This window comes from Shinella zoogloeoides (genome assembly GCF_033705735.1).
GTDB lineage: Bacteria > Pseudomonadota > Alphaproteobacteria > Rhizobiales > Rhizobiaceae > Shinella > Shinella zoogloeoides_A.
In genome coordinates this window covers 1,590,037-1,616,476 of record NZ_CP131130.1, presented here as the reverse complement: position 1 = coordinate 1,616,476, position 26,440 = coordinate 1,590,037, and the positions used below count along the sequence as shown (strand labels likewise).

Sequence of the window (26,440 nt, the reverse complement as noted above, 5' to 3'; positions counted from 1 at the left end):
ATCCATGTCATTCATCGACCGCCTGCTGCAGCAGCGTCGCATCGTCACGAAGGTGCTGCTCTTCGTCATTCCTCTCGTCGCCCTGATCGCGGGCATCGGTCTCGTCGGCTATTTCACCGCAAGCACGCTCAACGGCCACATGACCGTGACGCGTGAGACGATCAACAGCCTGTCGCATTTCCAGAACCTGCGCACCGGGCTTCAGGATTTCGTCGACCGGCCGGGCCAGGAAACGCGCGATGCGCTGGGCGCGCGGATCGACGAGCAGGAGGCCGGGATCCACGATCTCGACGCGCTTCTGCCCGACGCGGCGGAAAAGGCGAAGATCGCTTCCGTCGTCGCGCTTGCCGCGACCATGCGCAGCCAGAGCGAGACGCTCTGGGCCATCGACCAGGAACGCAACGCCGTGACGGCTGACCTCGAAGGCGCGCTTGCCGCCATGACGCGCGACGGCGAATTCGCCGAAAAGCAGATCGGCGTCATCCGTGGCGAATCGGGCGAGAAGGAAGCCTTCGCCAAGGCGCTGCTTTTCGACGCCGCCGCCTATCAGGGCCTTGCCGAGCGCATCGGCAAGTTCCGCAAGCCCGTCGCGCTGGCGATGAAGGCCGAGGACAAGGTGAAGGCGGCCGAGACCTATCTGCCACCGCTCCTCAAGCAGCTCGACGAATCCAAGGCGATCGCCTCGGCCAAGGCGCTGGAGCAGATCAAGCCGCTCGAGGCCGAGATCGTCGCCATCAAGGAAATTCTCGCCGCCGGCGACGATGCCGAGACGAAGAAGACGAAATTCGTGCCGGTTCTGACGCGGCTTTCGAAATTCGATGCGGATTTCGTGAAGGAGGCCGGCAAGAACTCCGACACCGCCGCCAAGCGTTTCGTCGGCATGGATGCCGAGATCGCCCTCCTGAAGACGCTGATCGCGCTGATGGGCGATACGTTCAAGGGCATCGACGAGACCCGCCTGCATATCAGCGAGCTGCACCGCAAGCTCGACCAGGCGAGCCGCGACGCCGTGCTGGTGGACGTGAAGGCGGTTTCCGAAAGCGCTGGCAAGCTTGCCGAACTCGGCGCGAAGAATGCCGCATTGCGCGACCTTGCCGAAAAGCTCGCCCCCTCGCTCGCCAAGATCAAGAAGGGCACGCAGGATCTCATCTCCGTCGGCGAGAAGTGGCAGGCGGCGCGTGTTGCCGCCTATGCCTCGGTCGCCGATGCCAGCCAGACGCTCGAGCAGTTCGTCTCCAGCGCGCAGGAAGCCGGCAAGAAGGACAGCCAGCGCTCGGCCAATGTCTCCATCATCGCCATGGTCGCGGGCACGCTGCTCGCCATCATCGGCGGCCTGATGCTGGTGGAAACCCTGCGCGGTCCGCTGAAGCGCGTCACCGAGGCCATGTCGCGGCTCGCCAGCGGCGACCTCGATATCAGCATCGACGGGCGCAACCGCGGCGACGAGATCGGCGACATGGTGCGCTCGGTCGCCGTCTTCCGCGATGCGGCGCTTGAGAACATCCGGCTGGAGCAGGAGGCCGAAGCCCAGCGCCAACTCACCGCGGAGGAAGAGGCCCGCCGCGCCAGCGAGCGCGCCCGCATCGAGGCGGAGCAGACCGAGGCGCTGACGGCGCTGTCCGACGTGCTCGGCCAGCTTGCCGCCGGCAATCTCGAGGAGAGCATGACGGAGGCGCTGGCCGCCGAATATGTCGCCATGGCCCGCACCTACAACAATGCGGTCGAGGCGCTGCGCGCCACGCTTTCGGACGTTCGCGCGACGACGATGGAGATCAACGGCGGCGCCGGCAACCTTGCCGCTTCCGCCGACGACCTCGCCCGCCGCACCGAGCAGCAGGCGGCGGCGCTGGAGGAGAGCTCCCGGGCGCTCCGCCAGCTCACCGACATCGTCCGCTCGACGGCCGAAAGCGCGCAGCAGACCGCCGTTTCCGTCGACGAGACGCACAGCTATGCCCGGCGCTCCGGCGAGGTCGTAGCCAAGGCGGTCGACGCCATGGGCGAGATCAACCGCTCCTCGGAGAAGATCGGCACGATCATCGGCGTCATCGACGAGATCGCCTTCCAGACGAACCTGCTCGCCCTTAATGCGGGCGTCGAGGCCGCGCGGGCGGGCGAGGCGGGGCGCGGCTTCGCCGTCGTCGCGCAGGAGGTGCGCGAGCTTGCCCAGCGCTGCGCGGGTGCTGCCCGCGAGATCAAGGGCCTCATCTCCGACAGCTCGGCGCAGGTCCGAAACGGCGTCGCGCTGGTCACCGAGACGGGCGAGGCGCTGACCGTCATCAACGAGCACATCTCCTCGATCCATACGCTCGTCGGCAAGATCGAGGCTGCCGCCGCGGCACAGTATGAAGGCATCAACGAGGTGAACCAGGCGGTGCACCAGGTCGAGCTCATCACGCAGCAGAACGCCGCGATGGTGGAGGAGAATACCGCCGAGATCCACGGCCTGCGCCGGCGCGTGCAGACCCTCAACGAGAAGATCGACCACTTCAAGACCCGCGACCTCGACCTGCGGCAGGACGACGGCTACGGCCGGTATCACGCGGCCTGAGGGCAAAAACTTTCGGTTGGAGGCGGGCCGGGCGGAAGCCCGGCCGTTTTCACGTCGGCCCTACCTGCCCGCCTCGTAGACGACATAGCTTTCCGGAACGTCCGGCAGAGGGTCGCCATAGGTGGGGTCGAATTCGAAGCGGATCAGCACGAAATCGCCGCTGCGGAATGTCCATTCACCGCTGTCCCAGGCATCGCCGATGCCGCGCCATGCGGTATGGCTGTTGATGGTCCGGCTCTTCTCGTCGAAACCGGCGTTCACCAGAAGCGGCGTTGCGCGGAAACCGCGCACGGTCGGCTCGGCCTTCAGCCTGTTCCGGTTGTCGTCCGTATAGCTGTAGTCGACGTCGGGCATGGCGAAGGCGATGAGCTTCGGCGTGTCGTCGTTACTCGTCTTCAGCACGACGGCATTGCGGATATTGTAGGCGCCGGAGCCGCAGAAGAGCAGGTAGAGTTCGGCCTGAACATCCTCACCGTCGGGGTCGTAGGCGGGCTTGTAGGAGAAGCGGTAGACGGAATGGGCGAAGCCTTCCGCCTCGGGCCCGGCCATCGGAACCTCCTCCATGCCGTTCATGTCGCAATTCTCGCCGAGAGCCGCTTTGGCGATGGCCTCGGCGGCGGCGATGCCGGCCGGGCGGTCGGCGGTGGCGCCGGGCGCGGGAAGGGCGGTGCAGAGGAGGGCTGCTAGAAGACGTTTCACCAAGCCTCCGTTCCGGCGATCAGCCGCCGGTAACGCTCATGTGACGGGCGACGGCCGGGCGGTTGCGGCGATCGATGATGAAATCGTGGCCCTTCGGCTTGCGGCCGATCGCCTCGTCGATCGCCTGCGAGAGCAGGGCGTCGTCCTCGGAGGCGCGCAGCGGCAGGCGAAGATCGGCCGCATCGTTCTGGCCGAGGCACATATAGAGCGTGCCGGTGCAGGTGAGCCGGACGCGGTTGCAGCTTTCGCAGAAATTGTGCGTCATCGGCGTGATGAAGCCGAGGCGGCCGCCGGTCTCCTCCACCGTCACGTAGCGCGCCGGGCCGCCGGTGCGGTAGGCGTTTTCGGTGAGGGTGAATTCTTCGGCGAGCCGGGCGCGCATTTGCGAGAGCGGCAGGTAGCGGTCCGTGCGATCCTCCTCGATCTCGCCCATCGGCATGGTCTCGATGAGGGTGAGGTCCATGCCGCGGCCGTGCGCCCAGCGCATCAGGTCGGGGATTTCGCGGTCGTTGAAGTCCTTCAGCGCCACGGCGTTGATCTTGATCCTGAGGCCCGCGGCCTGCGCCGCGTCGATGCCCTCCATGACCTTGGAAAGCTCGCCCCAGCGGGTGATGGTCCTGAACTTTTCCGCGTCGAGCGTGTCGAGCGAGACGTTGATGCGGCGCACGCCGCAATCGGCAAGCTCGGCGGCATGCCTTGCAAGCTGCGAGCCGTTCGTCGTCAGCGTCAGCTCGTCGAGGCGGCCGGCATGGACATGGGCGCCGAGCCCGCGCACCAGATGCATGATGTTCTTGCGCACCAGCGGCTCGCCGCCGGTCAGGCGCAGCTTGCGCACGCCCTTGGCGATGAAGGCGGAACAGAGCCGCTCCAGCTCTTCCAGCGTAAGGAGATCCTTCTTCGGCAGGAAGGTCATGTTCTCCGCCATGCAGTAGGTACAGCGGAAATCGCAGCGGTCGGTGACCGAGACGCGCAGATAGGTGATCGCCCGCCCGAAGGGGTCGATCATCGGCGCTTCGGATTGCGCGACCGCGTTCGCGCCGTTCCAGGGTCCTGCATGCGAATTCAAACCACATCTCCTTTATCGACATGTCGTGCGCGGGGCGCGTGCCGTCAAGCCAATGTGGCGATTATGACAGCATTTTCAGCCTTGCGCATCCCCGGCTTGCGGCATAGTCCTTCGCGAAATCGAATGGAAAGGGATCAGGCATGAGCGACCTCTGGCCGACCGAGCTGCGCGTCTCCAAGGACCGCCAGCGCCTCGTCGTCACCTTCAACGACGGCGCGAGCTTCGATCTCTCCGCTGAGCTCCTGCGTGTGCTCTCGCCGTCGGCGGAAGTGCAGGGCCACGGGCCGGGGCAGAAGGTGACGGTGCCCGGCAAGCGCAATGTCGCGATCATCTCCATGACGCCGACCGGCAATTACGCCGTCCGCATCGGCTTCGACGACTTTCACGATACCGGCATCTATACGTGGTCCTATCTCCGGGAACTCGGGGAAAAGGGCGCCGGGCTCTTTGCCGATTACGAGCGCGAGCTTGCGGAGAAGGGCATGAGCCGCGATATTTCCGAGAAGCCGCGATAAACTTGGACTGCCTGCCGAAGGTAGCGTCCATTCCAATCCCGTCGGGAGACGCCTTTGGCAGCAGAAACGAACGCAAACGATCTCACCCAGGTTGTCGTGCTCCTGGCGGCGGGCGTCGCCGCCGTGCCGGTCTTCAAGAAGATCGGCCTCGGCTCGGTGCTCGGCTATCTGGCGGCGGGCCTTGCCATCGGTCCGTTCGGCCTCGGCTTCTTCTCCGATCCGCAGGCGATCATCCATGTCGCCGAACTCGGCGTGGTGATGTTCCTCTTCATCATCGGCCTTGAAATGCAGCCCTCGCGGCTCTGGGGCATGCGCAAGGACATTTTCGGCCTCGGCACGTTCCAGGTGCTCGGCGCCATGGCGGCGCTCACCGGGATCGGGCTTGCCTTCGGCTTCCCGCTCATTCCCTCCTTCGTCGCCGGCACCGGCTTCGTGCTCACCTCCACCGCCATCGTCATGCAGATGCTGCAGGAGAGGGGCACGCTCTCCACGCTCAAGGGGCAGCGCATCATCGCGATCCTGCTCTTCGAGGACCTTGCTATCGTGCCGCTGCTCGCCATCGTCGCGCTGCTCGGCACGGGTGCAGCGGCGGCGGATGCATCCGACCGCTGGCTGTCGTTCGCCATCGCCATCGGCGCGGTCGTCGCGCTGGTGCTGGCCGGACGGTACCTCTTGAACCCGCTCTTCCGGGTGCTGGCGGCATCTGGTGCGCGCGAGGTGATGACGGCGGCGGCATTGCTCGTGGTGCTCGGCTCGGCGCTCGCCATGCAGCTCTCGGGCCTTTCCATGGCCATGGGGGCCTTCCTTGCCGGCGTGCTGCTCTCCGAATCGTCCTTCCGCCACCAGCTCGAAGCGGATATCGAGCCGTTCCGCGGCATCCTGCTCGGCCTGTTCTTCCTCGGCGTCGGCATGGCGATCGACCTTTCGGTCATCGCCGCCAACTGGACGCTCGTGGTGGCGAGCGTCGCCGGCTACATGGTGGCCAAGACGGTGCTGATCTACGTCGTGGCGCGCCTCGTCGGCACCTGCCACAGCGAAAGCCTGGAGCGGGCGGTACTGATGGCGCAGGGCGGCGAGTTCGCCTTCGTGCTCTATGCCGCCGCCGTCTCCGCCGGCATCCTCAACGGCGAGCAGAACGCCATCCTGACGGCGACCATCATCATCTCCATGGTGCTGACGCCGCTCTTCGTCATGCTGCACGACCGGCTGGTGCCGAAAAGCCAGCCCTCCATCGAGGGTCTGACGCTGCCGGAAAATGTCGAGGGCACGGTGCTGATGATCGGCTTCGGCCGGTTCGGCCAGATCGTCAGCCAGCCGCTGCTTGCCCGTGGCTATACGCTCTCGCTGATCGACAAGGACGCGGAATTCGTGCGCGATGCCTCGGAATTCGGCTTCAAGGTCTATTACGGCGACGGCTCGCGCATCGACATCCTGCATGCGGCGGGCGCGGCGACGGCGAAAGCGATCCTCATCTGCGTCGACGACAAGGAGGCGGCGGTGAAGATCGCCGAGGTGGTGAAGGAGGAGTTCCCGCTCGTGCCCCTGCTTGCCCGCGCCTATGACCGCGGCCACGCGATCGACCTCGTCCATGCGGGGGTCGACTTCCAGATCCGCGAGACCTTCGAATCCGCCATGATCTTCAGCCGCGAGACGCTGAAGGCGCTCGGCGAGGACGAGGAACTGGCGGGCGAGGTGGTCGAGGAATTCCGCGACACGGACCGCGAGCGCTTCTCCCTCGAGACGGTCGGCGGCATCTATGCGGGCCGCCAGCTCATCCGTGGCAATGCCCAGCCCGCCGATATCGTGGCTGCGCGCACCGGCAGGGTGCGGGCGGCGGCGGAAGAGGAGCGCCAGCGCCACGCCGAGGAAGAGGCGAATTGACGTTACGCAATCTTCTGTAGCGACTCAGCGCAACATGCGGCATCTCTAATGAGAACGGATAGGGAGCGCGCATGAACAAGGGACGTCTGGAAGCCTTCAGTGATGGCGTGATCGCCATCATCATCACGATCATGGTGCTGCAGCTCACGGTTCCTAAGGAACCGACCTTCGCGGCGCTGCTGCCGCTGATGCCGGTCTTTCTCGGCTATATCCTGAGCTTCGTCTATGTGGGGATCTACTGGAACAACCACCATCACCTGCTGACGGTATGTGACAATGCCAGCGGCAGCGTGCTCTGGGCGAACATGCATCTGCTTTTCTGGATGTCGCTCATTCCCTTCGTCACCGCCTGGATGGGCAACAATCCCTCCGCGGCGCTGCCGACCGCGCTCTACGGCGCGATCCTCCTGCTGTCGGCCATCGCCTATGCCATCCTGCAGATACGAATCGTTGCGGTTCATCCCGATCCCGAGCGTGTAAAGCGCGCCCTCGGGACCGACTTCAAGGGACGCTTTTCGCCTCTCTTCTATCTCGCCGCGATCCTGCTCGCCTTCGTTTCTCCGACGATCTCGCACCTCATCTACGCCGCCGTCGCGCTGCTCTGGGTGGTGCCGGACCGTCGTCTCGAAAAGCTCTAACCGAGGAAACCCGCCATGACGGCGCAGAATGACGAACGCTTCGCCCATTCCGCGAGCCTGCGGGCGCGCGGCACCGCGCAGGAAGGCAAGGTCGCCTTTGCCGAGCTCTTCTTCGATCTCGTCTTCGTGCTGACGATCATCCAGCTTTCCCATACGCTCGCCGCACATTATTCGCCGCTTGGCCTCGTCGAGGCGGGCATGCTGTTGCTGGCGGTCTGGTGGGTGTGGATCTACACGACCTGGGCGACGAACTGGCTCGACCCGGACAAGACGCCGGTGCGCGTGCTGCTCTTCGTGCTGATGTTCCTCGGCCTGATGCTCTCTATCGCCATTCCGACCGCCTTCGGCGAGGGCGGGCTGCTGTTCGCGCTGACCTATGTCACCATGCAGGTCGGTCGCTCGGCCTTCACCGCCTTCGCGATGCGGGGGGACTGGCCGGAGAACAGCCGCAACTTCACCCGCATCACCGCCTGGACGGTGTTTTCCGCCGTGTTCTGGCTGGCCGGCGCCTTCGTCGAGCACGAGGCGCGGCTGGCGCTCTGGCTGGTCGCGCTCGGCGTCGAATATGTCTCGCCGGCGCTCGGCTTTGCCGTGCCCGGCCTCGGGCGTTCGTCGGTGAGCGACTGGCAGGTGTCGGGCGAGCACATGGCCGAGCGTTGCGCGCTCTTCGTCATCATCTGCCTCGGCGAGACCATCCTCGTGACCGGCCGCACGGTTGCCGGCATGGAACTGCTCGACGGCTTCACCATCTTCATGCTGGCCGCGGCCTTCGTCTCGACGGCGACCATGTGGTGGATCTACTTCCGCTTCGGCCATGGCGAGGCGGCGCATCTCATCGAGCATTCGGCAACGCCCGGCCGCATCGCGCGCATGGCCTTCACCTATGCCCATATCCCGATCGTCGCCGGCATCATCCTTTCGGCGGTGGCGGAGGAGTTCGCTCTCGCCCATCCGCACGGCCATCTCGATTTCAGGACGGCGAGCGCCATCATCGGCGGGCCGGTCGTCTTCCTGCTCGGCAATATCTGGTTCAAGGCGGCGATCCGCGGGCGCTCGCCGCTGTCGCATCTCGTCGGCATCGGCGCGCTGCTGGCGTTGTCGCTGGTCGTGCCGGTCGTAGAACCCTACCAGCTCTTCATGGCGGCCGGCGCGGTGCTGTTCGGCGTCGCCGTCTGGGAGTTCCTGTCGCTGCGGTCGACCCGCGCGGACGACGTCGCCGCCGTCTAGTCTCCGGCGTCCGTTTCCGTCTCCATCGTCTGGAGAATGCGGATGATGTCCTCCATCGCCTCGGCGACCTGGAGGCAGCGGTCGGCGGGCGTCTGCGACATGATCTTCTCGATCATTCCCGTCTGGATGGCCATGGCTTCCATGGTGAGCTTGCGGCCGGCTTCCGTCAGCGAAAGGCGCAGGATGCGCTTGTCCTTCGTGTCGGGCCGGCGGACGATCAGGCCGCGCTTTTCGAGCTGCGGCAGCAGCATGCTCATGTTCGAGCGGCCGACCAGAAGCTTGCGGGCCAGCTCCTGCTGGGAAATGCCGTCGAAGCGGTAGAGATTGATCAGGATATCGAGATGCGGCGTCTTGATGCCGAGGTCCGCGATTGCCCTTGTCATCGCCTGCTGCATGAGCTGGCAGGCGCGCGCCACGCCGATCCAGCTGCGAAAGCGCGGATGATCCCAGGGGAAGGCTTGATTTTCGTTCATGGTTGTACTTTATTGTTCAGCATTGAACATTTTTATGGATTCCCACTATGGCATCCTTTGGCTTGAAGGTCATCCGGCTGGCGCTTTCGGGCGTGGCCGCGGTGTCCCCTAATGCGGCCGGCCGCGCCGCCTTCCGTCTCTTCGCGACGACGCCCCGCCGGCGCCCCGGCACGGCGAAGGAGAAGGAGCTGTTCGCCCGCTCGCGCGGCTGGATGCGGCAGGCGCAGCGCGTCACGCTTTCCTTCGAGGGCGGCAGCGCCGTCGCGCACCGCTTTGCCGCGCGCCCCTGCGAGGCCTTTGCGGGGCGCGTCCTCGTGGTGCATGGCTGGGGCTCGCGCACGGCCTATCTTGCCGCCCTTACCGAGGGGCTGGTCGCCGCGGGCCATGAGGTCGTCGCGCTCGACCTGCCGGGCCACGGCGCTTCGCGGGGCCGCACGCTGACGCTGCCGATGGCCGTCCGGGCGATTGACGCGGCCTGGCAGCGCTTTGGCGGCTTCGACTATTTCTGCGGCCATTCCTTCGGCGGCGCATCGCTTGCCTGCGCGGCAAGCGGCCTCGTGCCCTCGGTTCCCGCCCACCGGCCGCGCCGGCTCGTCACCATCGGTTCTCCGAGCGAAATGATGTGGCTTTTCAAGGATCTCGGCCGGCTGCTGAAGCTCGGGCCCCGGGCGCAGGCGGCGCTGGAGAGCCATGTGGAACGGATCGCCGGCGCGCCGCTTTCGGCCTTCGATGCGGCGAACGGCGCAGGGCGGCTCGGAGCGCCCATGCTTGTTCTCCACGCCGAGGACGACAAGGAGGTGCCGGCGCTGCATGCCCGCCGCTATGCGGCCGCCGGGCCGAACGTGACGCTCGAATGGGCGAACGGCTTCGGCCATCGCCGCATCGTCTCGGCCGAACCGGTGATCGACCGCATCGTCGATTTCCTGGCGGAGGACCGGCGGCGTCTTGCCGCCTAAGAAGGCCGCGAATATCCGCACCTGCCCGCCCGTCTTGTCATTGCTAAGGGCTTCGGCCGGATTTGGAGTGAGAAATGCGGACAGGAATTTTCGCGGCGGCTTGCGCTGCAACATTGATGGTTTCGACGGGTGCGGCCCATGCCGACGAATTGCTGGAAAGCTATGACGCCTATATCGGGCAGGACGATCTCTACAATTCCAGCAACGAGCGTCTGACCCAGCCTTGGCAGGTCATCCGCCAGGATCGCGCCAATGTGCACCGCTTCGGCATCCGCCAGCCCGGCGACGATATCGACAGCTTCTTCGCATCCGCCCGCAACCGCGATCTTGCCGAGCGCATGATCCGCGGCGGCCGGATCGAGGGCAGCGCCGCACGGCGCATCCTCGATGGCGACGTGCGCATCTCCGTCGAAATCTGGCGCGGCGCGGGAGGCGACTATATCAATATCTCCGTCGACTAAGCGCCGGTTCGCCGCCGCGCTCGCGCTGGCGGCGGCCATGCCGGCCGCGCGCGCGGCCGAGCCCGACCTTGCCACGCGCCTCAAACTCCTCGTGGAGGCCTATCCCGAGAGCCTTTCCGGCGTCGAGGGCAACATGCTTCTCCTGCGCGACGGCGGCGAGCCGCTTCCGATCGACGACGGCAAGGCGAAGGACCACCAGTCGGCGCTCGCCGGCGGGGACATCGAGGACAGCCTGCGGCAGATCTATCCGCTCGGCGCCTGCGAGGCGAAGCCCGTGGTCGATTTCGACCCGGGCCGCATCCGCAGCGATGCGCTGATGATGCGGCTTTACGGCCGGACCGCGAAGGCGGTGGAAGGCGACCTCGTTCCCGTCGCTTGGTTCGGCACGACATTGCGCGTCACGAAGCGGCAGGGCGCCGCGGCGGCGCTGGAAAAGGTGCGGGACGCGCTTGCGGAAAGGCCGGCGCTGAAGCGCTACCTGGCGCCCTCCGCCGGCACCTTCAACTGGCGCAGGGTCTCCGGCGCGCCGAACATGTCGGTGCACAGCTTCGGCGCGGCCATCGACCTCAACACGACATTCGCCGATTACTGGGTCTGGTCCGGCGGCAAGCCGGGCAAGGTGCCGCGCCATGCCAACCGGTATCCACTGGAGATCGTCGAGATTTTCGAGCGGCACGGCTTCATCTGGGGCGGGCGCTGGTATCACTACGACACCATGCATTTCGAATACCGCCCGGAACTCATCGCGATAGCAAAAGCGGCAGGCGCATCGGCCTGCCGCTGATCGTTCCGGTCTTCCTCAATTGCGCACGATGACCGTCGTGCCGGGCGTCACCTGCGCATAGAGGTGCTCGACATCCTCGTTCGCCATGCGGATGCAGCCGGACGACTGCGCCTTGCCGAGCGAGGACGGCTGGTTGGTGCCGTGGATGCGATAGATGGTGGAGCCGAGATAGATGGCGCGCGAGCCGAGCGGATTGTCGAGGCCGCCCTTCATGGTGACCGGCAGGACCTTGCCCTTCTTCGCCTCGCGGGCGCGCATGTCTTCCGGCGGCGTCCAGGTCGGCCATTCGGTCTTGCGCGTCACCTTTTCCGTGCCGGTCCAGATGAAGCCCTCGCGGCCGACGCTGACGGCATATTTCATGGCAAGGCCGGAACCGAGCACGTGGTAGAGGCGCCGCTCGGAATTGTCGACGATGATCGTGCCGGACGGGACGTCCTCGTCGAAGGCGACGAGTTCGCGGGCGATGGGCGCGCGGGAGACGGCGGCGATCTTCGTATTCGACTTCACCGGCTTGCCGCCAGAGAGCACCTGCAGCCAGCCGGTCTTCTGCGAGGCGGAGGAGAGCGACGCGACCTCGATCGGATCGACCCTATTGTCGGCGGCAGCGATGCTCGTGGTGGAAAGAAGGCCGGCGATGAGCGCGATGGCGAGCTTTTTCATGTCCTGTCCCCTGTCTTGAAGCCGGGGCGTTCCGCCCGGCGTGTTCCGATGGGGACGTTGTAGGACGGCGGCGGATGCCGCGATGTTCCGGCGGGAACAGGCGCCCGCCGGCCATATACCCTCAGAAGGGCTGGATCCAGACGAGGCTGCTGACCATCAGGACTGCGATGATCGTCATTTCGAGAAATTCGTTCTGCATGGCACGATCCTCCGTTCGCCGTGGAAACGCTCAGGTCCCGCCACGGTTCCGCCGGATTTGGCCGGGGAGAAAATTTCGTTGCCGAAATGCAAACGGCGCCGCGAAGGGCGCCGTTTCGGGACAGGAACGGATGTCCTACTTGCGGTAGATCAGCCAGCTCTTGGTGAAGTCCTTTTTCATGCCGTCCTCGAAGGCCATGGTGCGGTTGCGCCCGCCGTTCTTGGCGCAGTAAAGCGCGATATCGGCCTTGGAGTAGAGTTCGCCGGGACCTTCCGCCCAGGAGGCCATGCAGAAGCCGAGCGAGATGGTGATCGGGCCGTAGTTGACGCCGGTCTTGGAATTCTTGAACGGCGTGTGCTCCAGCGCGGTGCGGATGCGCTCGGCGATCGCCATCGCCTCTTCCTCGGTATTGCCCTCGACGATCATCGCGAATTCCTCGCCGCCGGTGCGTGCGACGAGGATGTCCTTGCGCACGTTCGCGCGGATCAGGCTGGCGACGGAGGCGAGGATCTTGTCGCCGACCGGGTGGCCGTAGGTGTCGTTGATCTTCTTGAAATGGTCGATATCGGCAAGGACCAGCGCGGTGACGTTGCGCGACATGGAGGAATTGTAGATCGCCGAGAGCTTGTCGTCGAAGGCGCGGCGGTTGGAGAGCTGCGTCAGCGAATCGGTGTTGGCGATACGCTTGTATTCGTCCAGCTCCTTGCGGACGTTCTCCATCTCTATGGATTTCTGCGCGACGTTCTCGACCATCTCCTTGCCCTGGGTGATGGTGTCGCCGGTCGCTTCCGTCAGGACGCCGATGGCGCTGCGGATGATCTCGGCGCTGGTGACGCTCTTGCCGCTGATGCGCACGAAGGTTTCGTCGAGCAGCCTGTTATAGCTTTCGAGTGAGGTCTGTTCCTGCTTGAGGAGGCGGAGGATGCCTTCCAGCTCGCCGACGATCCTCGTATGCGCGCCGTCGATGACGGTTTCGCCGTGGTGATGGCCGAAATAGCGGGCGCCGATCTCGTCCAGTTCCTCCTGCGAGGCCTTGGTGCCGAGGGCGGCCAGTTCCCGCGTCAGCTTGGGGTTCGAGCCGATATAGGCTTCGTAGAACAGCTCGTAATTCCGCGGAATGGGAGAAACGCCCATTATGCGCATGGCATAGGTCACCTGTGCCGCGATATCGGGCACCTGGACCTTCTGCGCGACTGCCGTGTTCATTGCGGCTGCTCCTGATTTCCCTGGTTGGCTCCCATCCCGTAAAATACTGCGAAAAAGCTTTGGGAAAGATTAACGTTTGTGTATTCCGTAACGGAATGCGGAAAGAAAAAAGGCCGCAAATCCAATGATCTGCGGCCTTTTCGCTTGTTATATTAAAAAAAACTTCTTCAACCCGGCATGATCATTTTTTCCGGGCGCACAACCTCGTCGAACTCCTCGTTCGTGACGTAGCCGCCGCCGACGGCCTCCTCGCGGAGCGTCGTGCCGTTCTTGTGCGCGGTCTTGGCGATCTTGGCGGCATTGTCGTAGCCGATCTTCGGGGCGAGCGCCGTGACGAGCATCAGCGAGCGGTCGAGCGCCGCCTTGATGTTGTCCTCGCGCGCCTCGATGCCGACGACGCAATTGTCGGTGAAGGAGATCGCGGCATCCGACAGGAGCTGGACCGACTGCAGGAAATTGTAGGCCATCAGCGGGTTGAAGACATTGAGCTCGAAATGGCCCTGGCTGCCGGCGAAGGTCAGCGAGGCATGGTTGCCGAAGACTTGGGCGCAGACCTGGGTGAGGGCTTCGCACTGGGTCGGGTTGACCTTGCCGGGCATGATGGACGAGCCGGGCTCGTTTTCCGGCAGGGAGAGTTCGCCGAGGCCGGAGCGCGGACCGGAGCCGAGGAAGCGGATATCGTTGGCGATCTTGAAGAGGGCGGCGGCGGCCGCGTTGATCGCGCCGTGCGAGAAGACCATGGAATCGTGTGCGGCGAGCGCCTCGAACTTGTTCGGTGCGGTCTTGAAGGCGATGCCGGTGATCTTCGCGATCTGATCGGCGACCTTTTCCGCAAAGCCGACCGGGGCGTTGAGGCCGGTGCCGACGGCGGTGCCGCCCTGGGCGAGTTCGCAAAGACCCGGCAAGGTCAGTTCGATGCGCTTGATCGAGGAGGCGACCTGCGCGGCATAGCCGGAGAATTCCTGGCCGAGGGTCAGCGGGGTGGCGTCCTGCGTGTGCGTGCGGCCGATCTTGATGATGTGGTCGAAGGCCTTGACCTTGGCTTCGAGCGCGGCGTGCAGGTGCTTGAGCGCCGGCAGCAGGTCATGGACGATGCGCTCGGCGCAGGCGATGTGCATGGCCGTCGGATAGGTGTCGTTCGACGACTGGCTCATGTTGACGTGGTCGTTCGGATGCACCGGCTTCTTGGAGCCCATGACGCCGCCGAGCATTTCGATGGCCCGGTTGGAGATCACCTCGTTGGCGTTCATGTTGGACTGGGTGCCCGAGCCCGTCTGCCAGACGACGAGCGGGAAATGGTCGTTGAGCTTGCCGTCGATGACTTCCTGCGCGGCGGCGACGATCGCTTCGCCGAGCTTCGGGTCGAGACGGCCGAGCTCCACGTTGGCGCGGGCGGCGGCCTGCTTGACGATGCCGAGGGCGCGCACGACCGAAAGCGGCTGCTTTTCCCAGCCGATCTTGAAGTTGCCGAGCGAACGCTGGGCCTGCGCGCCCCAATAGCGGCTGTTATCCACTTCGATGGGGCCGAATGTATCCGTTTCCGTGCGCGTCGATGTCATTGTGCTTCCCGCTTTAAAGCCCATGCGCTCCATCCTGCCGCCGGCGATGCCGCCGCATGGGGCGCGGCAGGCCGGGCGAGCGCGGGCCGTTCGGGAAGGGCCGCGCTGGCGCGAAAAAATCGCGCAAATCTCTGGCCCATCTCAGACCGGGTTGCAAGGGCGGATTGGCGGTGCGGGACGAGACTTTCGGTTAAAATCGATTAGGCGGCGGATATGGTCGCGCAAGGGGTATCGAAGGCCTCGCGGGCGCTGTGCCTTTTCCATCACAACTGTCGGCACAAATTTTTTCTGATTTTCTGCCGAGGGATTTGGAAAACCGGCTCCAGGCAAAAAAATCCGCGTCAATTCAAATTTTTACCGGGTGTCGCCCGTCCTGTTTTTCAGGTTCGGGCATAACGGTTTCGTGAGGCGTGGAACGGTCGGCGGGGAGGGGCGTTTCCTTTTCATTCACCATCCTTTCCTATAACTTACCGGCCTGCTGGTTCGGGCGCCGCCAGAGACCGCAAGGTGCGGTTCATTCGGGGAATGGAATACTTATGAAGCTGTCAAAGACTGCCGTGCTGGCCGCTGCGCTGGCTCTGTCCTGCGCCACCATCACGCTGCCCGCCGCGCCCGCAAATGCCATTACGCTGATGGATTTCATTCGCGGCGGCAAGAAGAAGGAGCCGAAGCGCGAGGAGCTTCCGGGCGTGCAAACCGGCGCGGTGATGCCGAATGCCGCGGTGAAGCAGGAAGCAAAGCCCCTGCCGCGCGTCACCGGCCCCCGTTACTATACCTACAAGGCCGATGCCCTGAAGCGTGTCGCCGTCGATAAACTGGCCGATCCCGTCGTAACCAGCTCGATCTCCGCGGATATCGTGCCGGCCGGCGATTCCGGCATCCGCGCCGCTTTCGCCTCGGTCAATGTGCGCACCACGCCGGATGCCGCCAAGGCGGTCGAGACGTTCTACGCCGACCACAAGAAGCTCGTCTGGGTCGAGGGCACCGGCATCAACGAGAAGGCCAAGGCCGCCATCGCGGTGCTCGCCGATGCCGCGGCCGTCGGTCTCGACCCCTGGGACTACGCGGTGCAGATCCCGGCGGACAGCTTCGACAGCGCCGACATGAACGCGCGCTACAACGAGCTTGCGACCTTCGAGATCGCCCTCTCGTCGGCCGTCGCGACCTATGTGCAGGACGCGGTGCGGGGCCGGATCGATCCGAACCGGATTTCGGGCTATCACGACTTCAAGCGCAAGGACGTCAACCTCGTCGCCGCGCTGAAGAACGTGGCGCTGAGCGGCAACGTGAAGGGCTACCTCGAAAGCCGCTCGCCGGCCAATGCCGATTTCCAGGCGCTCAAGGCCGAGCTTGCCAGGCTGCGCGCCGAGACCGAGGGCGACGACCGCGTGGTGATCGCCGAAAATACGCTGCTGAAGCCGGGCCAGAGCAGCCCGGAACTCGCCAATATCGTCAAGGGCATCGTCAAGCACGGTTCGGATGCGTTGAAGACCGACCATTCGGTGACCATCGCAAGCTATGCGGGCACGCCGGACTATACGCCGGAACTGGTCGCGCTCGTCGAGGCCTTCCAGAAGGAGAACGGCCTGAAGCCGGACGGCGTCGTCGGCAAGGCATCGATCCGCAAGCTCGTCGGCGGCGATTCGGTGGCCGACAAGGTCGCCAAGCTCGAAGTCGCGCTGGAACAGGCCCGCTGGCTGCCGGCCGATCTCGGCGCGCGCCATGTCTTCATCAACCAGCCGGCCTTCATGGTCTATTACTACGAGGACGGCGCGGAAAAGTTCTCGATGCGCACGGTCGTCGGCTCCAAGTCGCACCAGACCTATTTCTTCGAGGACCGCATCCAGACCGTCGAGGTCAACCCATATTGGGGCGTGCCGCAGTCGATCATCATCAACGAGATGCTGCCGAAGCTGCGCAACGACCCGTCCTATCTCGACCGCATGGGCTACGAGGTCGCCGTGGGCGGCCGGGCGGTGCCGTCGTCCTCCGTCAACTGGAGCGGCTCGACCGCCGGCGTTTCCGTGCGTCAGCCGCCGAGCGGCGACAATGCGCTGGGCGAATTGAAGATTCTCTTCCCGAACAGCCACGCCATCTACATGCACGACACGCCGTCGAAGAGCTTCTTCAAGAAGGACATGCGGGCGCTCAGCCACGGTTGCGTGCGCCTTGCCGAACCGCGCAAGATGGCGGCGGCCGTGCTCGGCGTCAGCGAGGCGGATGTCGGCAAGGAGATCGCGGCCGGCCGCAACAAGGCGCTGAGCGTGAAGGCGGATATCCCGATCTACATCACCTATTTCACCGCCTGGCCGAACAAGAACGGCGCGGTCGAGTATTTCGACGACGTCTATGGCCGTGACGACTACATGCGCAAGGCCTTCGCCGCCACGCGCTCGGCACGGCAGGTCCAGGGCTGATCCTGCAAGCCGGCTGGTAAATCAAAGGGCACGCCTCCCGGGAGGCGTGCCCTTTTTCATTGCAGCATTTTCGCATTTGCCGGAGATGCTCTAGCGGGCGATGAGGCGCTCCACGAGGCCGGGCGTCAGTTCGTCGAAATGGGCGATGACGTGGTTCGGCTCGAGCTCGGCGACCGGCACGTCCGAATAGCCGAAGGGCACGCCGATCGACGGGACGCCGGCATTGCGGGCGACGAGCATGTCGTTGAGGCTGTCGCCGATCATCACCGTGCGCTTGGGGTCGGCCCCGGCGAGGCGGACGGTGCCGAGCAGGTGCTCGGCATCCGGCTTGCGCACGGCGAAGGTATCGCCGCCGGTGATGGCGGCGAAGCGCGCCGTGAGGCCGAGGCCGTCGACGAGGCGGCGGGCAAGCCCTTCCATCTTGTTCGTGCAGACGGCGAGGCGGTAGCCGGTTCCGGCAAGACGGTCCATGGCGTCGGTGAGGCCGGGATAGGGCGTCGAGACGCCGGGCATGGCGTCCGCATAGTGCTCGACGAAGACGGCGAGCATGCGCTGCAGCTCCTCGTCGGAAATCTCGCGGCCGCGCAGCGCGAAGGCGCGTTTGATCATCACCTGGCCGCCGTGGCCTACGAGATAGGTGAGGTCGCCGTAGCCGACCGGCTCCAGCCCTTCGAGGCCGATCGTGTGGTTGAGGCTCGCCACGAGATCGTGTGCCGTATCGATGAGGGTGCCGTCGAGATCGAAGACTACGAGAGGAGCGGACATGAAAACCTGCGGGTGGAAAGAGGGAGGATGCTTTCGGTATGCGACGGCGGGGCGGCATTTGCAATCCGCTTTCCTGCCGCAGGGAGGCGGCGATTTTGGCTTTCGTTTGCCGGCAGGGGCGTGTAAGTGTCTCACCGGAATTTCGGCCGCTTCGCGCGCCGGTTTGCAACGGCTCAGGGAGTTTTGGGCATGGACGCCCGTGAAATGAAGATCAAGGCCGCCGAGGCAGCGCTGGCCCATGTAGAAGACGGCATGCGCCTCGGCATCGGCACCGGCTCGACCGCCGAGGAATTCGTGCGACTCCTGGCCGAGAAGGTGGCCGGCGGCCTCAGGGTCGAGGGCGTGCCCACCTCCGAGCGCACGGCGCGGCTCTGCGTCGAACTCGGCGTGCCGCTGAAGTCGCTCGATGAACTGCCGGAACTCGACCTCACCATCGACGGCGCCGACGAGGTGGACGGCAGGCTGCGCCTCATCAAGGGCGGCGGCGGCGCGCTGCTGCGCGAGAAGATCGTCGCCAGCGCCTCGCAGCGCATGATCGTGATCGCCGACGAGAGCAAGGTCGTCGAGACGCTCGGCGCCTTCAAGCTGCCGATCGAGGTCAATCCGTTCGGTCTTGCCGCAACGCGCATCGCCATCGAGAAGACGGCCGCGCGCCTCGGCCTTTGCGGCCCGATCGCACTGCGCACCTCCGGCGATGGCCCGTTCATGACGGACGGTGGACACTACATTCTCGACGCATCTTTTGGCCGCATTCCTGATGCAGATGCGCTCGCAAGCAATCTCAATGACATACCGGGCGTCGTCGAACACGGCCTCTTCATCAATATGGCGTCGCTTGCCATCATCGCGGGACCCGCTGGTGCGCGCACGCTGACGGCGAAAGAATAGACAGGAGCACAGACCGACATGATCAAATTTGCTGGTTTCGGCCGGACCCTCGCGGTGACCCTCATCGTTTCGGCTGGCTTTGCCGGCGCCGTCAAGGCGCAGGACGTCACGGACGCGCAGATCAAGGCAGCCCGCGCCGCCATCGACGCCATCGGCGCGACGAGCCGCTTCGACGACATCCTTCCGAGCCTTGCCGCGCGGGTGAAGGCGTCTCTCGTGCAGGCCTCGCCGAACCACGAACCGGAAATCAGTGCCGTCGTCGACGAACAGGCGCTGGCGCTGGCGCCGCGCCGCGCCGACCTCGAGAAGGAAGCCGCGACGATCTACGCCAAGACCTTCACGCAGGACGAGCTGAAGGCCATCGCCGACTTCTACGGCTCGGCCGTCGGCAAGAAGCTGCTGTCGGACGGTCCGATCGCCACGCGCGAAGTCGTGAAGGCTGCCGAAATCTGGGCTTCGGGCATCGACCGCGACCTGCGCACCGAAAGCGGCACCAAGCTCGACCAGATGATCGGCGCCAAGCCTGCCGAAGGCGGCGACGCGAAGCCGAAGCAGTAAGTATCGACGGAAAAAGGCGGCCACGGGCCGCCTTTTTCATATGCCTCGATGGCGACGGCCCGCCACCGTCTATTCATGGATCGTGTAGGAGCCGAGTTCGCACAGGTTCTGCGTGTCGGTCGTCGTATCCAAGGCGGAATCCTCCGAAAACTCGAAGCGCATGTCGTACTCGCAGACGTCGCGGCCATCCGCGATGGTGACTTCGATCGTCTCGCCGGGCTCGAGCACCTGGTCGCCGAACACATCCTCTTCCCACCGGTCCTCGCCGACCGGGGAGGTGTAGAAGGCGGTGAGCGTGGAATTGGTGCCGTTCCTTAGCTCGAAGACGAGGTCTTCGGCGGCCGCAGGGCCTGCCAGGAGGGCGAGTACGGCCGCGCAGGCCGCGGTACGCAGGGGCTTTGTCATGATGATCATCCACTTGGACCACAATCGGTCGGGTATTTCCTAACGGCCCTTCGCCCCGGCGTAAATCGGGCATCCACGCCGCCCGGCCCAGCATTTGGGGCGGATTTTCCGGTAATGTAAAGCGACCGCAGCGGGAGTGGCGCTCAACCGGCGATCCGGCCTTTTCCTTTTGGGCGCGCTGTTCCTATATGTGTCGGACGCAGCGGGCGGATTCGCCTTCCGCGTCCTTAGACGGCCGTTCGGCCAGGCTTGCCCGCAGGAGATCGCGACATGACGACATTCGACTACGACCTCTTCGTCATCGGTGGAGGCTCCGGCGGCGTGCGCAGCGCGCGCCTTGCCGCCGCCATGGGCAAGAAGGTGGCGATCGCCGAGGAGTTCCGCTTCGGCGGCACCTGCGTCATCCGCGGCTGCGTGCCGAAGAAGCTCTATGTCTATGCCTCGCAGTTCCACGAGCATTTCGAGGATGCGGCCGGCTTCGGCTGGCAGGTCGGCGAAACGAAGTTCGACTGGCCGGCGCTCGTTTCGGCCAAGGAGAAGGAGATCGCACGCCTCGAAGGTCTCTATCGCAAGGGGTTGGAGAATGCCGGCGCGATCATCCTCGCGACGCGCGCAGTGCTCGTCGGACCGAACACGATCCGCCTCACCGCCACCGACGAACTGGTGACGGCCGAGCGCATCCTGATCGCCGTCGGCGGTCATCCGACGCCGCATTTCGACCTGCCCGGCCATGATCTCTGCATCACCTCGAACGAGGCCTTCGACCTGCCGGCGTTGCCGAAGTCCATCCTGATCGCGGGCGGCGGCTATATCGCCGTCGAATTCGCCAACATCTTCCACGGCCTCGGCGTCGAGACGACGCTGATCTACCGCGGCAAGCAGATCCTCTCGCGCTTCGACCAGGACATGCGCCACGGCCTGCAGTCGGCGATGATCGGCAAGGGCATCCGCGTCATCTGCGAGGATATCATCACCAGCGTCGCCGAAGGCGAGGGCGGGCGCCGTGTCGTGAAGACCAAGACCGGCGAGACACTGACCGTCGACCAGGTGATGCTGGCGCTCGGCCGCGTGCCGAACACCGGCAGCCTCGGGCTGGAGACGGCGGGCGTCGCCATGAACGAGCGTGGCGCGATCATCGTCGATGAGCATTCGCGGACCAACGTTCCCGGCATCTTTGCGCTTGGCGACGTGACCGACCGCGTGCAGCTGACGCCGGTCGCGATCCACGAAGCGATGTGCTTCATCGAGACGGAGTTTCGCGGCAATCCGGTCTCGCCGGATCATGACCTCATCGCGACCGCCGTGTTCTCGCAGCCCGAGATCGGCACGGTCGGGCTCAGTGAGGAGGAAGCAGCGAAGCGGTTCGACGATCTCGAAATCTACCGCGCCGAATTCCGCCCGATGAAGGCGACGCTTTCCGGCCGGCAGGAAAAGACGATCATGAAGCTCGTCGTCAATGCCTCCGACCGAAAGGTGGTGGGCGCGCATATCCTCGGCCACGAGGCGGGCGAGATGGCGCAGCTCCTCGGCATCTCGCTGAAGGCTGGTGTCACCAAGGACGACTTCGACCGCACCATGGCGGTGCATCCGACGGCGTCGGAGGAACTGGTGACGATGTACCAGCCAAGCTATCGCGTCAGGAACGGCCAGCGGGTCTGACGGCGGTTGCCACATCTGGCGCATTTGGGACAGTCGATCGCTAGAACTCCCGCTATGCAAGAACCATCTATCGGTTTATAAGCCCGCATCGTTAAAACGGAGGGGCGTTCCAGGCTTGTTGGGAGCGCTTCAGGACAGGTGAGTATCATGGCACAGAATTGGACGCCGAGCAGCTGGCGGCAGAAGCCCATCCAGCAGGTTCCGGATTATCCCGATCTCGCCGCATTGGCGGCGACCGAAGAGCGCCTCGCGAAGTTTCCGCCGCTCGTCTTCGCCGGTGAGGCACGCCGCCTCAAGACCGCGCTTGCGAACGTGGCCGAAGGCAAGGGCTTCCTGCTTCAGGGCGGCGATTGCGCCGAAAGCTTCGCCGAGCACGGTGCCGATACGATCCGCGACTTCTTCCGCGCCTTCCTCCAGATGGCCGTGGTGCTGACCTTCGGCGCCCAGCTCCCGGTGGTCAAGGTCGGCCGCATCGCCGGCCAGTTCGCCAAGCCGCGTTCCTCGGGCATCGAGAAGCAGGGCGATGTATCGCTGCCGTCCTACCGCGGCGACATCATCAACGGCATCGAGTTCACGGAAGAGGCCCGCGTGCCGAACCCGGAACGCCAGATCATGGCCTACCGCCAGTCCGCCGCGACGCTGAACCTCCTGCGCGCTTTCGCCATGGGCGGCTATGCCAACCTGGAGAACGTCAACCAGTGGATGCTCGGCTTCGTCAAGGACAGCCCGCAGGCCGAGCGCTACCGCAAGCTCGCCGACCGGATTTCCGAGACCATGGACTTCATGAAGGCCATCGGCATCACCTCGGAGAACCACGCGAACCTGCGCGAGACGGATTTCTTCACCAGCCATGAGGCGTTGCTGCTCGGTTACGAGCAGGCGCTGACCCGCGTCGATTCGACCTCGGGCGACTGGTACGCGACGTCCGGTCACATGATCTGGATCGGTGACCGCACCCGCCAGGCCGACCATGCGCATATCGAATATTGCCGTGGCATCAAGAACCCGATCGGCCTCAAGTGCGGTCCGTCGCTGACGAGCGATGGCCTCCTGGAGCTCATCGACCTCCTCAACCCGCAGAACGAGGCCGGCCGCCTGACGCTGATCTGCCGCTTCGGCCACGACAAGGTGGCGGAAAACCTGCCGCGCCTCATCCGCGCCGTCGAGCGGGAAGGCAAGAAGGTCGTCTGGTCCTGCGACCCTATGCACGGCAACACGATCACGCTCAACAACTACAAGACCCGTCCCTTCGAGCGGATCCTGTCGGAAGTCGAAAGCTTCTTCCAGATTCATCGCGCCGAAGGCACGCATCCGGGCGGCATCCATATCGAGATGACCGGCAACGACGTGACGGAATGCACGGGCGGCGCACGGGCGCTTTCGGGCGCGGACCTTGGCGACCGCTACCACACGCATTGCGACCCGCGCCTCAACGCCGACCAGGCGCTGGAGCTCGCCTTCCTCCTTGCCGAGCGCATGAAGGGCGGCCGCGACGAGAAGCGGATGGTCGTGAACGGCTGATCGCCTTCCGTTCATGCTTCGGTTCCGTCGATGAGCGGGGCTGATGCATGCATTCAGGAATGTGAATTTGACAGGACCGGGCCGGCTGGCAAAGCTGGCCCGGTTTTCGTTTGGGGGGAATATGAGCGAGGAACATCGGGGACATTGCCTCTGCGGCGCGGTGCGTTTCCGCACGCAGGGAGACCTCAGCAAGATCGTCGCCTGCCATTGCAGCCAGTGCCGGCGGCAGACCGGGAATTTCTACGCCGCGGTCAATGTGCGCGACGAGAAGCTGACGGTGGAAGGATCGGAGAACGTCGCCTGGTATCGTGCAAGCAACCGTGCGGGCCGGGGCTTCTGCCGGACATGCGGCTCCGCCCTGTTCTGGAAGGGCGATGGTTCCAACTATACCTCGGTCATGGCCGGCTCCTTCGACAGGCCGACAGGGTTTTCCATCGGCGTGCACATCTATTGCGCGGACAAGGGCGACTATTACGAGATTGCCGACGGCGCGCCGCAATTCCCGCAGGGCGGGTAGGCCCTATTGCACGAGGGCGGGGCGCTGGCAGGCTACGCCCGTCACGCGGATATCCGCTTCCCCGATCTTCACGCCGACGGCGAGCAGCAGATTGTAGAGCAGTTCGTCCAGCGCCGGCGTCACCGCGCCGAGCGTCGAGGCGAGCGCCTGCGTGACGAGCGAGGTGCTGAGCCCGAGATTGAGCAGCTTGATGTTGATCTCGACCTCGAGCTTTCCGAGCAGGCTCTGGATGGTGGAGGTGAGCGTATCGCGTGTCGAGGTGGATTTCGTCGCCTTGGCGGTGATCTCCGTCGGGGTGAAAGTGAGGCGATCCTTCGTAAGATTCTTGGCCTCGGCATGCGCCAGCGCGTCGATGCTGAGGAGCAGGGCATCGACGATCCGGGCTTTCTGCACCCGGGGCTCGTCGGAGAAATCGGCGAGCACGGACGGATCCACCTTGCCGATGGCGATCTCCGCAACGCCCGCCGCGGCATCGACCGCGACATTGGCATTGGACGGCGAGCCGCCGAGGCAGCGGATATCGGCGAGCTTTGCCTCGGACGCTGCGACCTCGACATAGAGCGGCAGCTTGATCCGAAGGCCCGCCAGCGCGGCAAGCCCGTCGATGCCGACCTCGACCGCAAGCCGCGTCTGGGCGCTGCGCACGGCGCTGCCCGATGCGCCCAGCCGGTGGGAGGGCGTTTCGACCGGCGGTTCGCCGATGGCGAGCGCGACGGTCACCGAGGCGAGGCCCGGAATGGCAAGGCCGGTGTCGAGCGCCACCTGGTTCTTGCCGTTGGCAAGGGCCGCGGCGGCGGTGACGATCTGCAGGGCGTTGACGGACATCGCCCAGTCGCCGCCCGTCGCTACGGCTATGCCCTTCTTCGGGTCGATGTTGAGGATGCGGGAGAGGGAGAGCTTCACCTTGCTGCCAGACGTCGCCGTCTCTATGGCGTGGAGGGCGGAGCGGACAGGGCCGGAAAGCCCCTCGACGGCGCGCATGGAGGCGAGAAGCTGCGGCATGGTGATGCCGGCATTCAGCACGTCCTCATAGGTGCCGGCCGTCAGGTTCAATTGCGTGGCGACGGCCTTCAGGAAGGGCTGTACCGAAAGATCCGTGTCGACCAGCGCGCGGTAATCCATCACCTTGAGCGAGAGCTTCGTGCCGAGGAGTTTGCCGAGCAGCGTATTGAGGATGCCGTCGTTGAGGCTGGCAAGGCGCGTGCCGATGGAAAAGGCGGCGACCTTGGTGCGCGAGGCCGACCCCGTTGCCGAAAGCAGCGGCGACTTCGGCATGAAGACCGAGGCGACGAAGAGGTCGGCGGGGCGGGACAGCGTCACCCGTGCGGCGTCGGCATCGGCCGTCGCCGGCTTGAAGCGGTCCTCGGGCGGAATGTCGGGATCGGCGACGTAGCGGCCGCGCTCGACCGTCGCGGTGGTGACGGCGGCCTTGAGGCCGACCGGCGTCGCGGCGGGGATCGTCACGCCGTTCGTGCCGGAGACGGAAGCCGGCAGGTGGTTGAGCGCGAAATAGGTCGCGGCGGCCTTTTCCGCCTCCGCAACGTTGGAGGCGGCGGCGATCGCGGCGAGGTCCGCGGAGGACTGCAACTGGCGGCGCTGCACGGTGAGGTAGCCGTAGTCCACGCCCAGCGCCAGCGAGAAGATCATCAGGGGCAGGCTCGCCGCCGCGAGTATGCCGATATTGCCGGAACGGTCCTGGAGCAAGCGGGGAGGCTTCATCTCACATCCCCCCGATGCGCACGGTGGCGTAGCGCTGGATCTCTTCCTTCGGCAGCGCGAAGGTGAAGAGCTTCCAGATCGGCAGGTCGCTGGAATCGTAGGTGATGGTGACGGTGAACTGGTCCGGATTGCCCGGATCGTCCGTGACGAGCACCTTCATCTTCGTGCGGTTGATGAAGGAGTAGTCGAGGCGGGATGCATCGAGGTAGCGGTTGACGAGCGTGACGCGCTCGGTCGGGTTGAGCCCGGCAACCGCCGTGCGGGCGGCATCGGCGGCGATCTGCTGCACGGAATGCGTGACGGAAAGGTAGATGCCGTAGGCGATCAGCGTGAACAGTGCGAGGAAGAAGAGCGGGGCGATGATCGCGAATTCCAGCGCCGATGTGCCGGCGCGATCCTTCGACAGGCGGGACAAGGCGTGCACGACATCTCCTCCTTCGGATTGTGTGACGGCATGGCATTCCCCGCATCCCTGATGTGGATGCACGTTTATCGTGCGCCGAGAATCTTAATTTCTCCTATAGATTGATTTTTGTGAAATACGCCTATTTTTGGTTGTGGCGGATTGTCATCCCCGTTGGTGCAGCACGTCGTGCAGCCGCAGGATTTCCATTTTGAGTGCGGCGATCTCCTCGATGAAATGGGTGTCGATCTTGTGATGCAGCGCCATGAGCTCGATCTCCGCCTTGAGGTTCACCTCGTAGTCCTTGGTGGCCTCGAAGCGGTCGCGGGCGGCCTGCCGGTTCTGCGACATCATGATAATCGGAGCCTGGAGGGCGGCGAGCATGGAAAGCACGAGGTTGAGGAAGATGAAGGGGTAGGGATCGAAGGCATCCTTCGTCAGCAGCAGCGTATTGGCGATCGTCCAGACGACGAGGAAGGCGAGGAAGCCGATGATGAAGGCCCAGGAGCCGCCGATGCGGGCGATGGCGTCGGCGATGCGCTCGCCGACCGATTGCTTCGCCTCGTAGGCGATGTTGCGGTCTTCCGAAAGAATGCGGCCCTCGCGGGAGTGCAGCAGTACGTCGCGCTCGGTCTCGTCGAGCTGGTCGGCGGGCTTGCCGAAGAGGATCTGGGCTGCGTCGTCGAAGGGTCTCATGGCCGGGCTCCGGAAGCGGG

General features: G+C 64.9%; 25 protein-coding genes. 14 read left to right on the top strand and 11 right to left on the bottom strand.

What is annotated here, in order from left to right; all coding sequences use genetic code 11:
• Nucleotides 1-4: 4 nt before the first annotated feature.
• Nucleotides 5-2,548: a methyl-accepting chemotaxis protein gene (locus ShzoTeo12_RS08270; protein ID WP_318912153.1), complete on the top strand. Its 2,544-nt coding sequence runs from the start codon at nt 5-7 to the stop codon at nt 2,546-2,548.
• 60 nt (nt 2,549-2,608) lie between these two features.
• On the opposite strand, the gene ShzoTeo12_RS08265 is transcribed toward ShzoTeo12_RS08270, so the two are convergent.
• Both ShzoTeo12_RS08265 and moaA read right to left on the bottom strand, forming a co-directional pair.
• Entirely contained in the window at nt 2,609-3,247 is a 639-nt protein-coding gene (locus tag ShzoTeo12_RS08265) for a DUF1176 domain-containing protein (RefSeq protein WP_318912152.1), read from the bottom strand.
• Between the two features lie 19 nt (nt 3,248-3,266).
• A complete protein-coding gene (moaA, locus tag ShzoTeo12_RS08260) occupies nt 3,267-4,253 on the bottom strand; it encodes a GTP 3',8-cyclase MoaA (RefSeq protein WP_318912417.1) in 987 nt (328 codons plus the stop codon).
• 200 nt (nt 4,254-4,453) lie between these two features.
• Between moaA and ShzoTeo12_RS08255 the strand changes: the two genes are divergently transcribed.
• From ShzoTeo12_RS08255 to ShzoTeo12_RS08240, 4 genes are all read left to right on the top strand, one after another.
• Nucleotides 4,454-4,828 (top strand): DUF971 domain-containing protein, encoded by a 375-nt coding sequence (locus tag ShzoTeo12_RS08255; RefSeq protein ID WP_318912151.1) that lies wholly within the window; start codon nt 4,454-4,456, stop codon nt 4,826-4,828.
• 54 nt (nt 4,829-4,882) lie between these two features.
• Complete coding sequence (locus tag ShzoTeo12_RS08250) at nt 4,883-6,709, top strand: monovalent cation:proton antiporter-2 (CPA2) family protein (protein ID WP_318912149.1); 1,827 nt, start codon at nt 4,883-4,885, stop codon at nt 6,707-6,709.
• A 71-nt stretch (nt 6,710-6,780) separates the two neighbouring features.
• Complete coding sequence (locus ShzoTeo12_RS08245; RefSeq protein WP_119256182.1) at nt 6,781-7,347, top strand: TMEM175 family protein; 567 nt, start codon at nt 6,781-6,783, stop codon at nt 7,345-7,347.
• A 15-nt stretch (nt 7,348-7,362) separates the two neighbouring features.
• Nucleotides 7,363-8,574, top strand: a complete 1,212-nt coding sequence (locus ShzoTeo12_RS08240; RefSeq protein WP_318912148.1) for a low temperature requirement protein A — start codon at nt 7,363-7,365, stop codon at nt 8,572-8,574.
• Here the strand turns inward: ShzoTeo12_RS08240 and ShzoTeo12_RS08235 are convergent.
• Nucleotides 8,571-9,047 (bottom strand): MarR family transcriptional regulator, encoded by a 477-nt coding sequence (locus ShzoTeo12_RS08235; protein WP_318912147.1) that lies wholly within the window; start codon nt 9,045-9,047, stop codon nt 8,571-8,573. The genes ShzoTeo12_RS08240 and ShzoTeo12_RS08235 overlap by 4 nt on opposite strands.
• Nucleotides 9,048-9,094: 47 nt before the next feature.
• Here ShzoTeo12_RS08235 and ShzoTeo12_RS08230 point away from each other — a divergent pair, with 47 nt between their 5' ends.
• From ShzoTeo12_RS08230 to ShzoTeo12_RS08220, 3 genes are all read left to right on the top strand, one after another.
• Nucleotides 9,095-10,003, top strand: a complete 909-nt coding sequence (locus tag ShzoTeo12_RS08230) for an alpha/beta hydrolase (RefSeq protein ID WP_318912146.1) — start codon at nt 9,095-9,097, stop codon at nt 10,001-10,003.
• Between the two features lie 74 nt (nt 10,004-10,077).
• Nucleotides 10,078-10,464, top strand: a complete 387-nt coding sequence (locus ShzoTeo12_RS08225; RefSeq protein ID WP_318912144.1) for a hypothetical protein — start codon at nt 10,078-10,080, stop codon at nt 10,462-10,464.
• Between the two features lie 37 nt (nt 10,465-10,501).
• On the top strand, nt 10,502-11,248 hold the full coding sequence (locus ShzoTeo12_RS08220) for a M15 family metallopeptidase (protein ID WP_318912143.1): 747 nt from the start codon (nt 10,502-10,504) through the stop codon (nt 11,246-11,248).
• A 15-nt stretch (nt 11,249-11,263) separates the two neighbouring features.
• Here ShzoTeo12_RS08220 and ShzoTeo12_RS08215 read toward each other — a convergent pair whose 3' ends face one another.
• From ShzoTeo12_RS08215 to fumC, 3 genes are all read right to left on the bottom strand, one after another.
• Complete coding sequence (locus tag ShzoTeo12_RS08215; protein ID WP_318912141.1) at nt 11,264-11,908, bottom strand: L,D-transpeptidase; 645 nt, start codon at nt 11,906-11,908, stop codon at nt 11,264-11,266.
• A 334-nt stretch (nt 11,909-12,242) separates the two neighbouring features.
• Nucleotides 12,243-13,313: a GGDEF domain-containing protein gene (locus ShzoTeo12_RS08210; protein WP_318912140.1), complete on the bottom strand. Its 1,071-nt coding sequence runs from the start codon at nt 13,311-13,313 to the stop codon at nt 12,243-12,245.
• Between the two features lie 167 nt (nt 13,314-13,480).
• A complete protein-coding gene (gene fumC, locus ShzoTeo12_RS08205) occupies nt 13,481-14,905 on the bottom strand; it encodes a class II fumarate hydratase (protein WP_119256190.1) in 1,425 nt (474 codons plus the stop codon).
• A gap of 503 nt (nt 14,906-15,408) precedes the next feature.
• Between fumC and ShzoTeo12_RS08200 the strand changes: the two genes are divergently transcribed.
• The gene (locus tag ShzoTeo12_RS08200) at nt 15,409-17,289 is read left to right on the top strand and encodes a murein L,D-transpeptidase (protein ID WP_318912137.1); all 1,881 of its coding nucleotides are present in this window, start codon (nt 15,409-15,411) and stop codon (nt 17,287-17,289) included.
• Between the two features lie 90 nt (nt 17,290-17,379).
• Here ShzoTeo12_RS08200 and ShzoTeo12_RS08195 read toward each other — a convergent pair whose 3' ends face one another.
• Complete coding sequence (locus tag ShzoTeo12_RS08195; protein WP_318912135.1) at nt 17,380-18,054, bottom strand: HAD family hydrolase; 675 nt, start codon at nt 18,052-18,054, stop codon at nt 17,380-17,382.
• Nucleotides 18,055-18,243: 189 nt separating this feature from the next.
• Here ShzoTeo12_RS08195 and rpiA point away from each other — a divergent pair, with 189 nt between their 5' ends.
• The gene (rpiA, locus tag ShzoTeo12_RS08190) at nt 18,244-18,942 is read left to right on the top strand and encodes a ribose-5-phosphate isomerase RpiA (RefSeq protein WP_318912134.1); all 699 of its coding nucleotides are present in this window, start codon (nt 18,244-18,246) and stop codon (nt 18,940-18,942) included.
• Nucleotides 18,943-18,960: 18 nt separating this feature from the next.
• Nucleotides 18,961-19,500, top strand: a complete 540-nt coding sequence (locus ShzoTeo12_RS08185) for a DUF2059 domain-containing protein (protein WP_318912133.1) — start codon at nt 18,961-18,963, stop codon at nt 19,498-19,500.
• A 69-nt stretch (nt 19,501-19,569) separates the two neighbouring features.
• Here the strand turns inward: ShzoTeo12_RS08185 and ShzoTeo12_RS08180 are convergent, their stop codons facing one another.
• The gene (locus tag ShzoTeo12_RS08180; protein WP_318912132.1) at nt 19,570-19,905 is read right to left on the bottom strand and encodes a hypothetical protein; all 336 of its coding nucleotides are present in this window, start codon (nt 19,903-19,905) and stop codon (nt 19,570-19,572) included.
• 270 nt (nt 19,906-20,175) lie between these two features.
• Between ShzoTeo12_RS08180 and gor the strand changes: the two genes are divergently transcribed.
• The 3 genes from gor to ShzoTeo12_RS08165 all read left to right on the top strand — a co-directional run bounded on the left by gor (nt 20,176) and on the right by ShzoTeo12_RS08165 (nt 23,602).
• On the top strand, nt 20,176-21,564 hold the full coding sequence (gene gor / locus ShzoTeo12_RS08175) for a glutathione-disulfide reductase (protein ID WP_318912130.1): 1,389 nt from the start codon (nt 20,176-20,178) through the stop codon (nt 21,562-21,564).
• 147 nt (nt 21,565-21,711) lie between these two features.
• Nucleotides 21,712-23,085 carry a class II 3-deoxy-7-phosphoheptulonate synthase gene (locus ShzoTeo12_RS08170; RefSeq protein ID WP_119256196.1) on the top strand — a complete coding sequence of 458 codons (1,374 nt, stop codon included), beginning with the start codon at nt 21,712-21,714 and terminating at the stop codon, nt 23,083-23,085.
• Nucleotides 23,086-23,206: 121 nt separating this feature from the next.
• On the top strand, nt 23,207-23,602 hold the full coding sequence (locus ShzoTeo12_RS08165; RefSeq protein ID WP_318912128.1) for a GFA family protein: 396 nt from the start codon (nt 23,207-23,209) through the stop codon (nt 23,600-23,602).
• Between the two features lie 3 nt (nt 23,603-23,605).
• On the opposite strand, the gene ShzoTeo12_RS08160 is transcribed toward ShzoTeo12_RS08165, so the two are convergent.
• From ShzoTeo12_RS08160 to ShzoTeo12_RS08150, 3 genes are all read right to left on the bottom strand, one after another.
• Entirely contained in the window at nt 23,606-25,321 is a 1,716-nt protein-coding gene (locus ShzoTeo12_RS08160) for a pilus assembly protein TadG-related protein (protein WP_318912126.1), read from the bottom strand.
• A 1-nt stretch (nt 25,322) separates the two neighbouring features.
• Nucleotides 25,323-25,745 (bottom strand): TadE/TadG family type IV pilus assembly protein, encoded by a 423-nt coding sequence (locus ShzoTeo12_RS08155; RefSeq protein WP_245424795.1) that lies wholly within the window; start codon nt 25,743-25,745, stop codon nt 25,323-25,325.
• A 144-nt stretch (nt 25,746-25,889) separates the two neighbouring features.
• Nucleotides 25,890-26,420 (bottom strand): DUF1003 domain-containing protein, encoded by a 531-nt coding sequence (locus tag ShzoTeo12_RS08150; RefSeq protein WP_318912124.1) that lies wholly within the window; start codon nt 26,418-26,420, stop codon nt 25,890-25,892.
• Between the last annotated feature and the right edge of the window lie 20 nt (nt 26,421-26,440).

Bases quoted from the DNA above. Each gene is read 5' to 3' on its own strand.
- ShzoTeo12_RS08210 (WP_318912140.1), bottom strand. From the start codon at position 13,313: ATGAACACGGCAGTCGCGCAGAAGGTCCAGGTGCCCGATATCGCGGCA.
- ShzoTeo12_RS08235 (WP_318912147.1), bottom strand. From the start codon at position 9,047: ATGAACGAAAATCAAGCCTTCCCCTGGGATCATCCGCGCTTTCGCAGC.
- ShzoTeo12_RS08255 (WP_318912151.1), top strand. From the start codon at position 4,454: ATGAGCGACCTCTGGCCGACCGAGCTGCGCGTCTCCAAGGACCGCCAG.
- fumC (WP_119256190.1), bottom strand. From the start codon at position 14,905: ATGGAGCGCATGGGCTTTAAAGCGGGAAGCACAATGACATCGACGCGC.
- ShzoTeo12_RS08150 (WP_318912124.1), bottom strand. From the start codon at position 26,420: ATGAGACCCTTCGACGACGCAGCCCAGATCCTCTTCGGCAAGCCCGCC.
- ShzoTeo12_RS08240 (WP_318912148.1), top strand. From the start codon at position 7,363: ATGACGGCGCAGAATGACGAACGCTTCGCCCATTCCGCGAGCCTGCGG.
- ShzoTeo12_RS08270 (WP_318912153.1), top strand. From the start codon at position 5: ATGTCATTCATCGACCGCCTGCTGCAGCAGCGTCGCATCGTCACGAAG.
- ShzoTeo12_RS08215 (WP_318912141.1), bottom strand. From the start codon at position 11,908: ATGAAAAAGCTCGCCATCGCGCTCATCGCCGGCCTTCTTTCCACCACG.
- rpiA (WP_318912134.1), top strand. From the start codon at position 18,244: ATGGACGCCCGTGAAATGAAGATCAAGGCCGCCGAGGCAGCGCTGGCC.
- ShzoTeo12_RS08195 (WP_318912135.1), bottom strand. From the start codon at position 18,054: ATGTCCGCTCCTCTCGTAGTCTTCGATCTCGACGGCACCCTCATCGAT.
- ShzoTeo12_RS08170 (WP_119256196.1), top strand. From the start codon at position 21,712: ATGGCACAGAATTGGACGCCGAGCAGCTGGCGGCAGAAGCCCATCCAG.
- ShzoTeo12_RS08185 (WP_318912133.1), top strand. From the start codon at position 18,961: ATGATCAAATTTGCTGGTTTCGGCCGGACCCTCGCGGTGACCCTCATC.
- ShzoTeo12_RS08220 (WP_318912143.1), top strand. From the start codon at position 10,502: ATGCCGGCCGCGCGCGCGGCCGAGCCCGACCTTGCCACGCGCCTCAAA.
- ShzoTeo12_RS08230 (WP_318912146.1), top strand. From the start codon at position 9,095: ATGGCATCCTTTGGCTTGAAGGTCATCCGGCTGGCGCTTTCGGGCGTG.
- ShzoTeo12_RS08225 (WP_318912144.1), top strand. From the start codon at position 10,078: ATGCGGACAGGAATTTTCGCGGCGGCTTGCGCTGCAACATTGATGGTT.
- ShzoTeo12_RS08180 (WP_318912132.1), bottom strand. From the start codon at position 19,905: ATGACAAAGCCCCTGCGTACCGCGGCCTGCGCGGCCGTACTCGCCCTC.
- ShzoTeo12_RS08160 (WP_318912126.1), bottom strand. From the start codon at position 25,321: ATGAAGCCTCCCCGCTTGCTCCAGGACCGTTCCGGCAATATCGGCATA.
- ShzoTeo12_RS08200 (WP_318912137.1), top strand. From the start codon at position 15,409: ATGAAGCTGTCAAAGACTGCCGTGCTGGCCGCTGCGCTGGCTCTGTCC.
- ShzoTeo12_RS08165 (WP_318912128.1), top strand. From the start codon at position 23,207: ATGAGCGAGGAACATCGGGGACATTGCCTCTGCGGCGCGGTGCGTTTC.
- moaA (WP_318912417.1), bottom strand. From the start codon at position 4,253: ATGATCGACCCCTTCGGGCGGGCGATCACCTATCTGCGCGTCTCGGTC.
- gor (WP_318912130.1), top strand. From the start codon at position 20,176: ATGACGACATTCGACTACGACCTCTTCGTCATCGGTGGAGGCTCCGGC.
- ShzoTeo12_RS08245 (WP_119256182.1), top strand. From the start codon at position 6,781: ATGAACAAGGGACGTCTGGAAGCCTTCAGTGATGGCGTGATCGCCATC.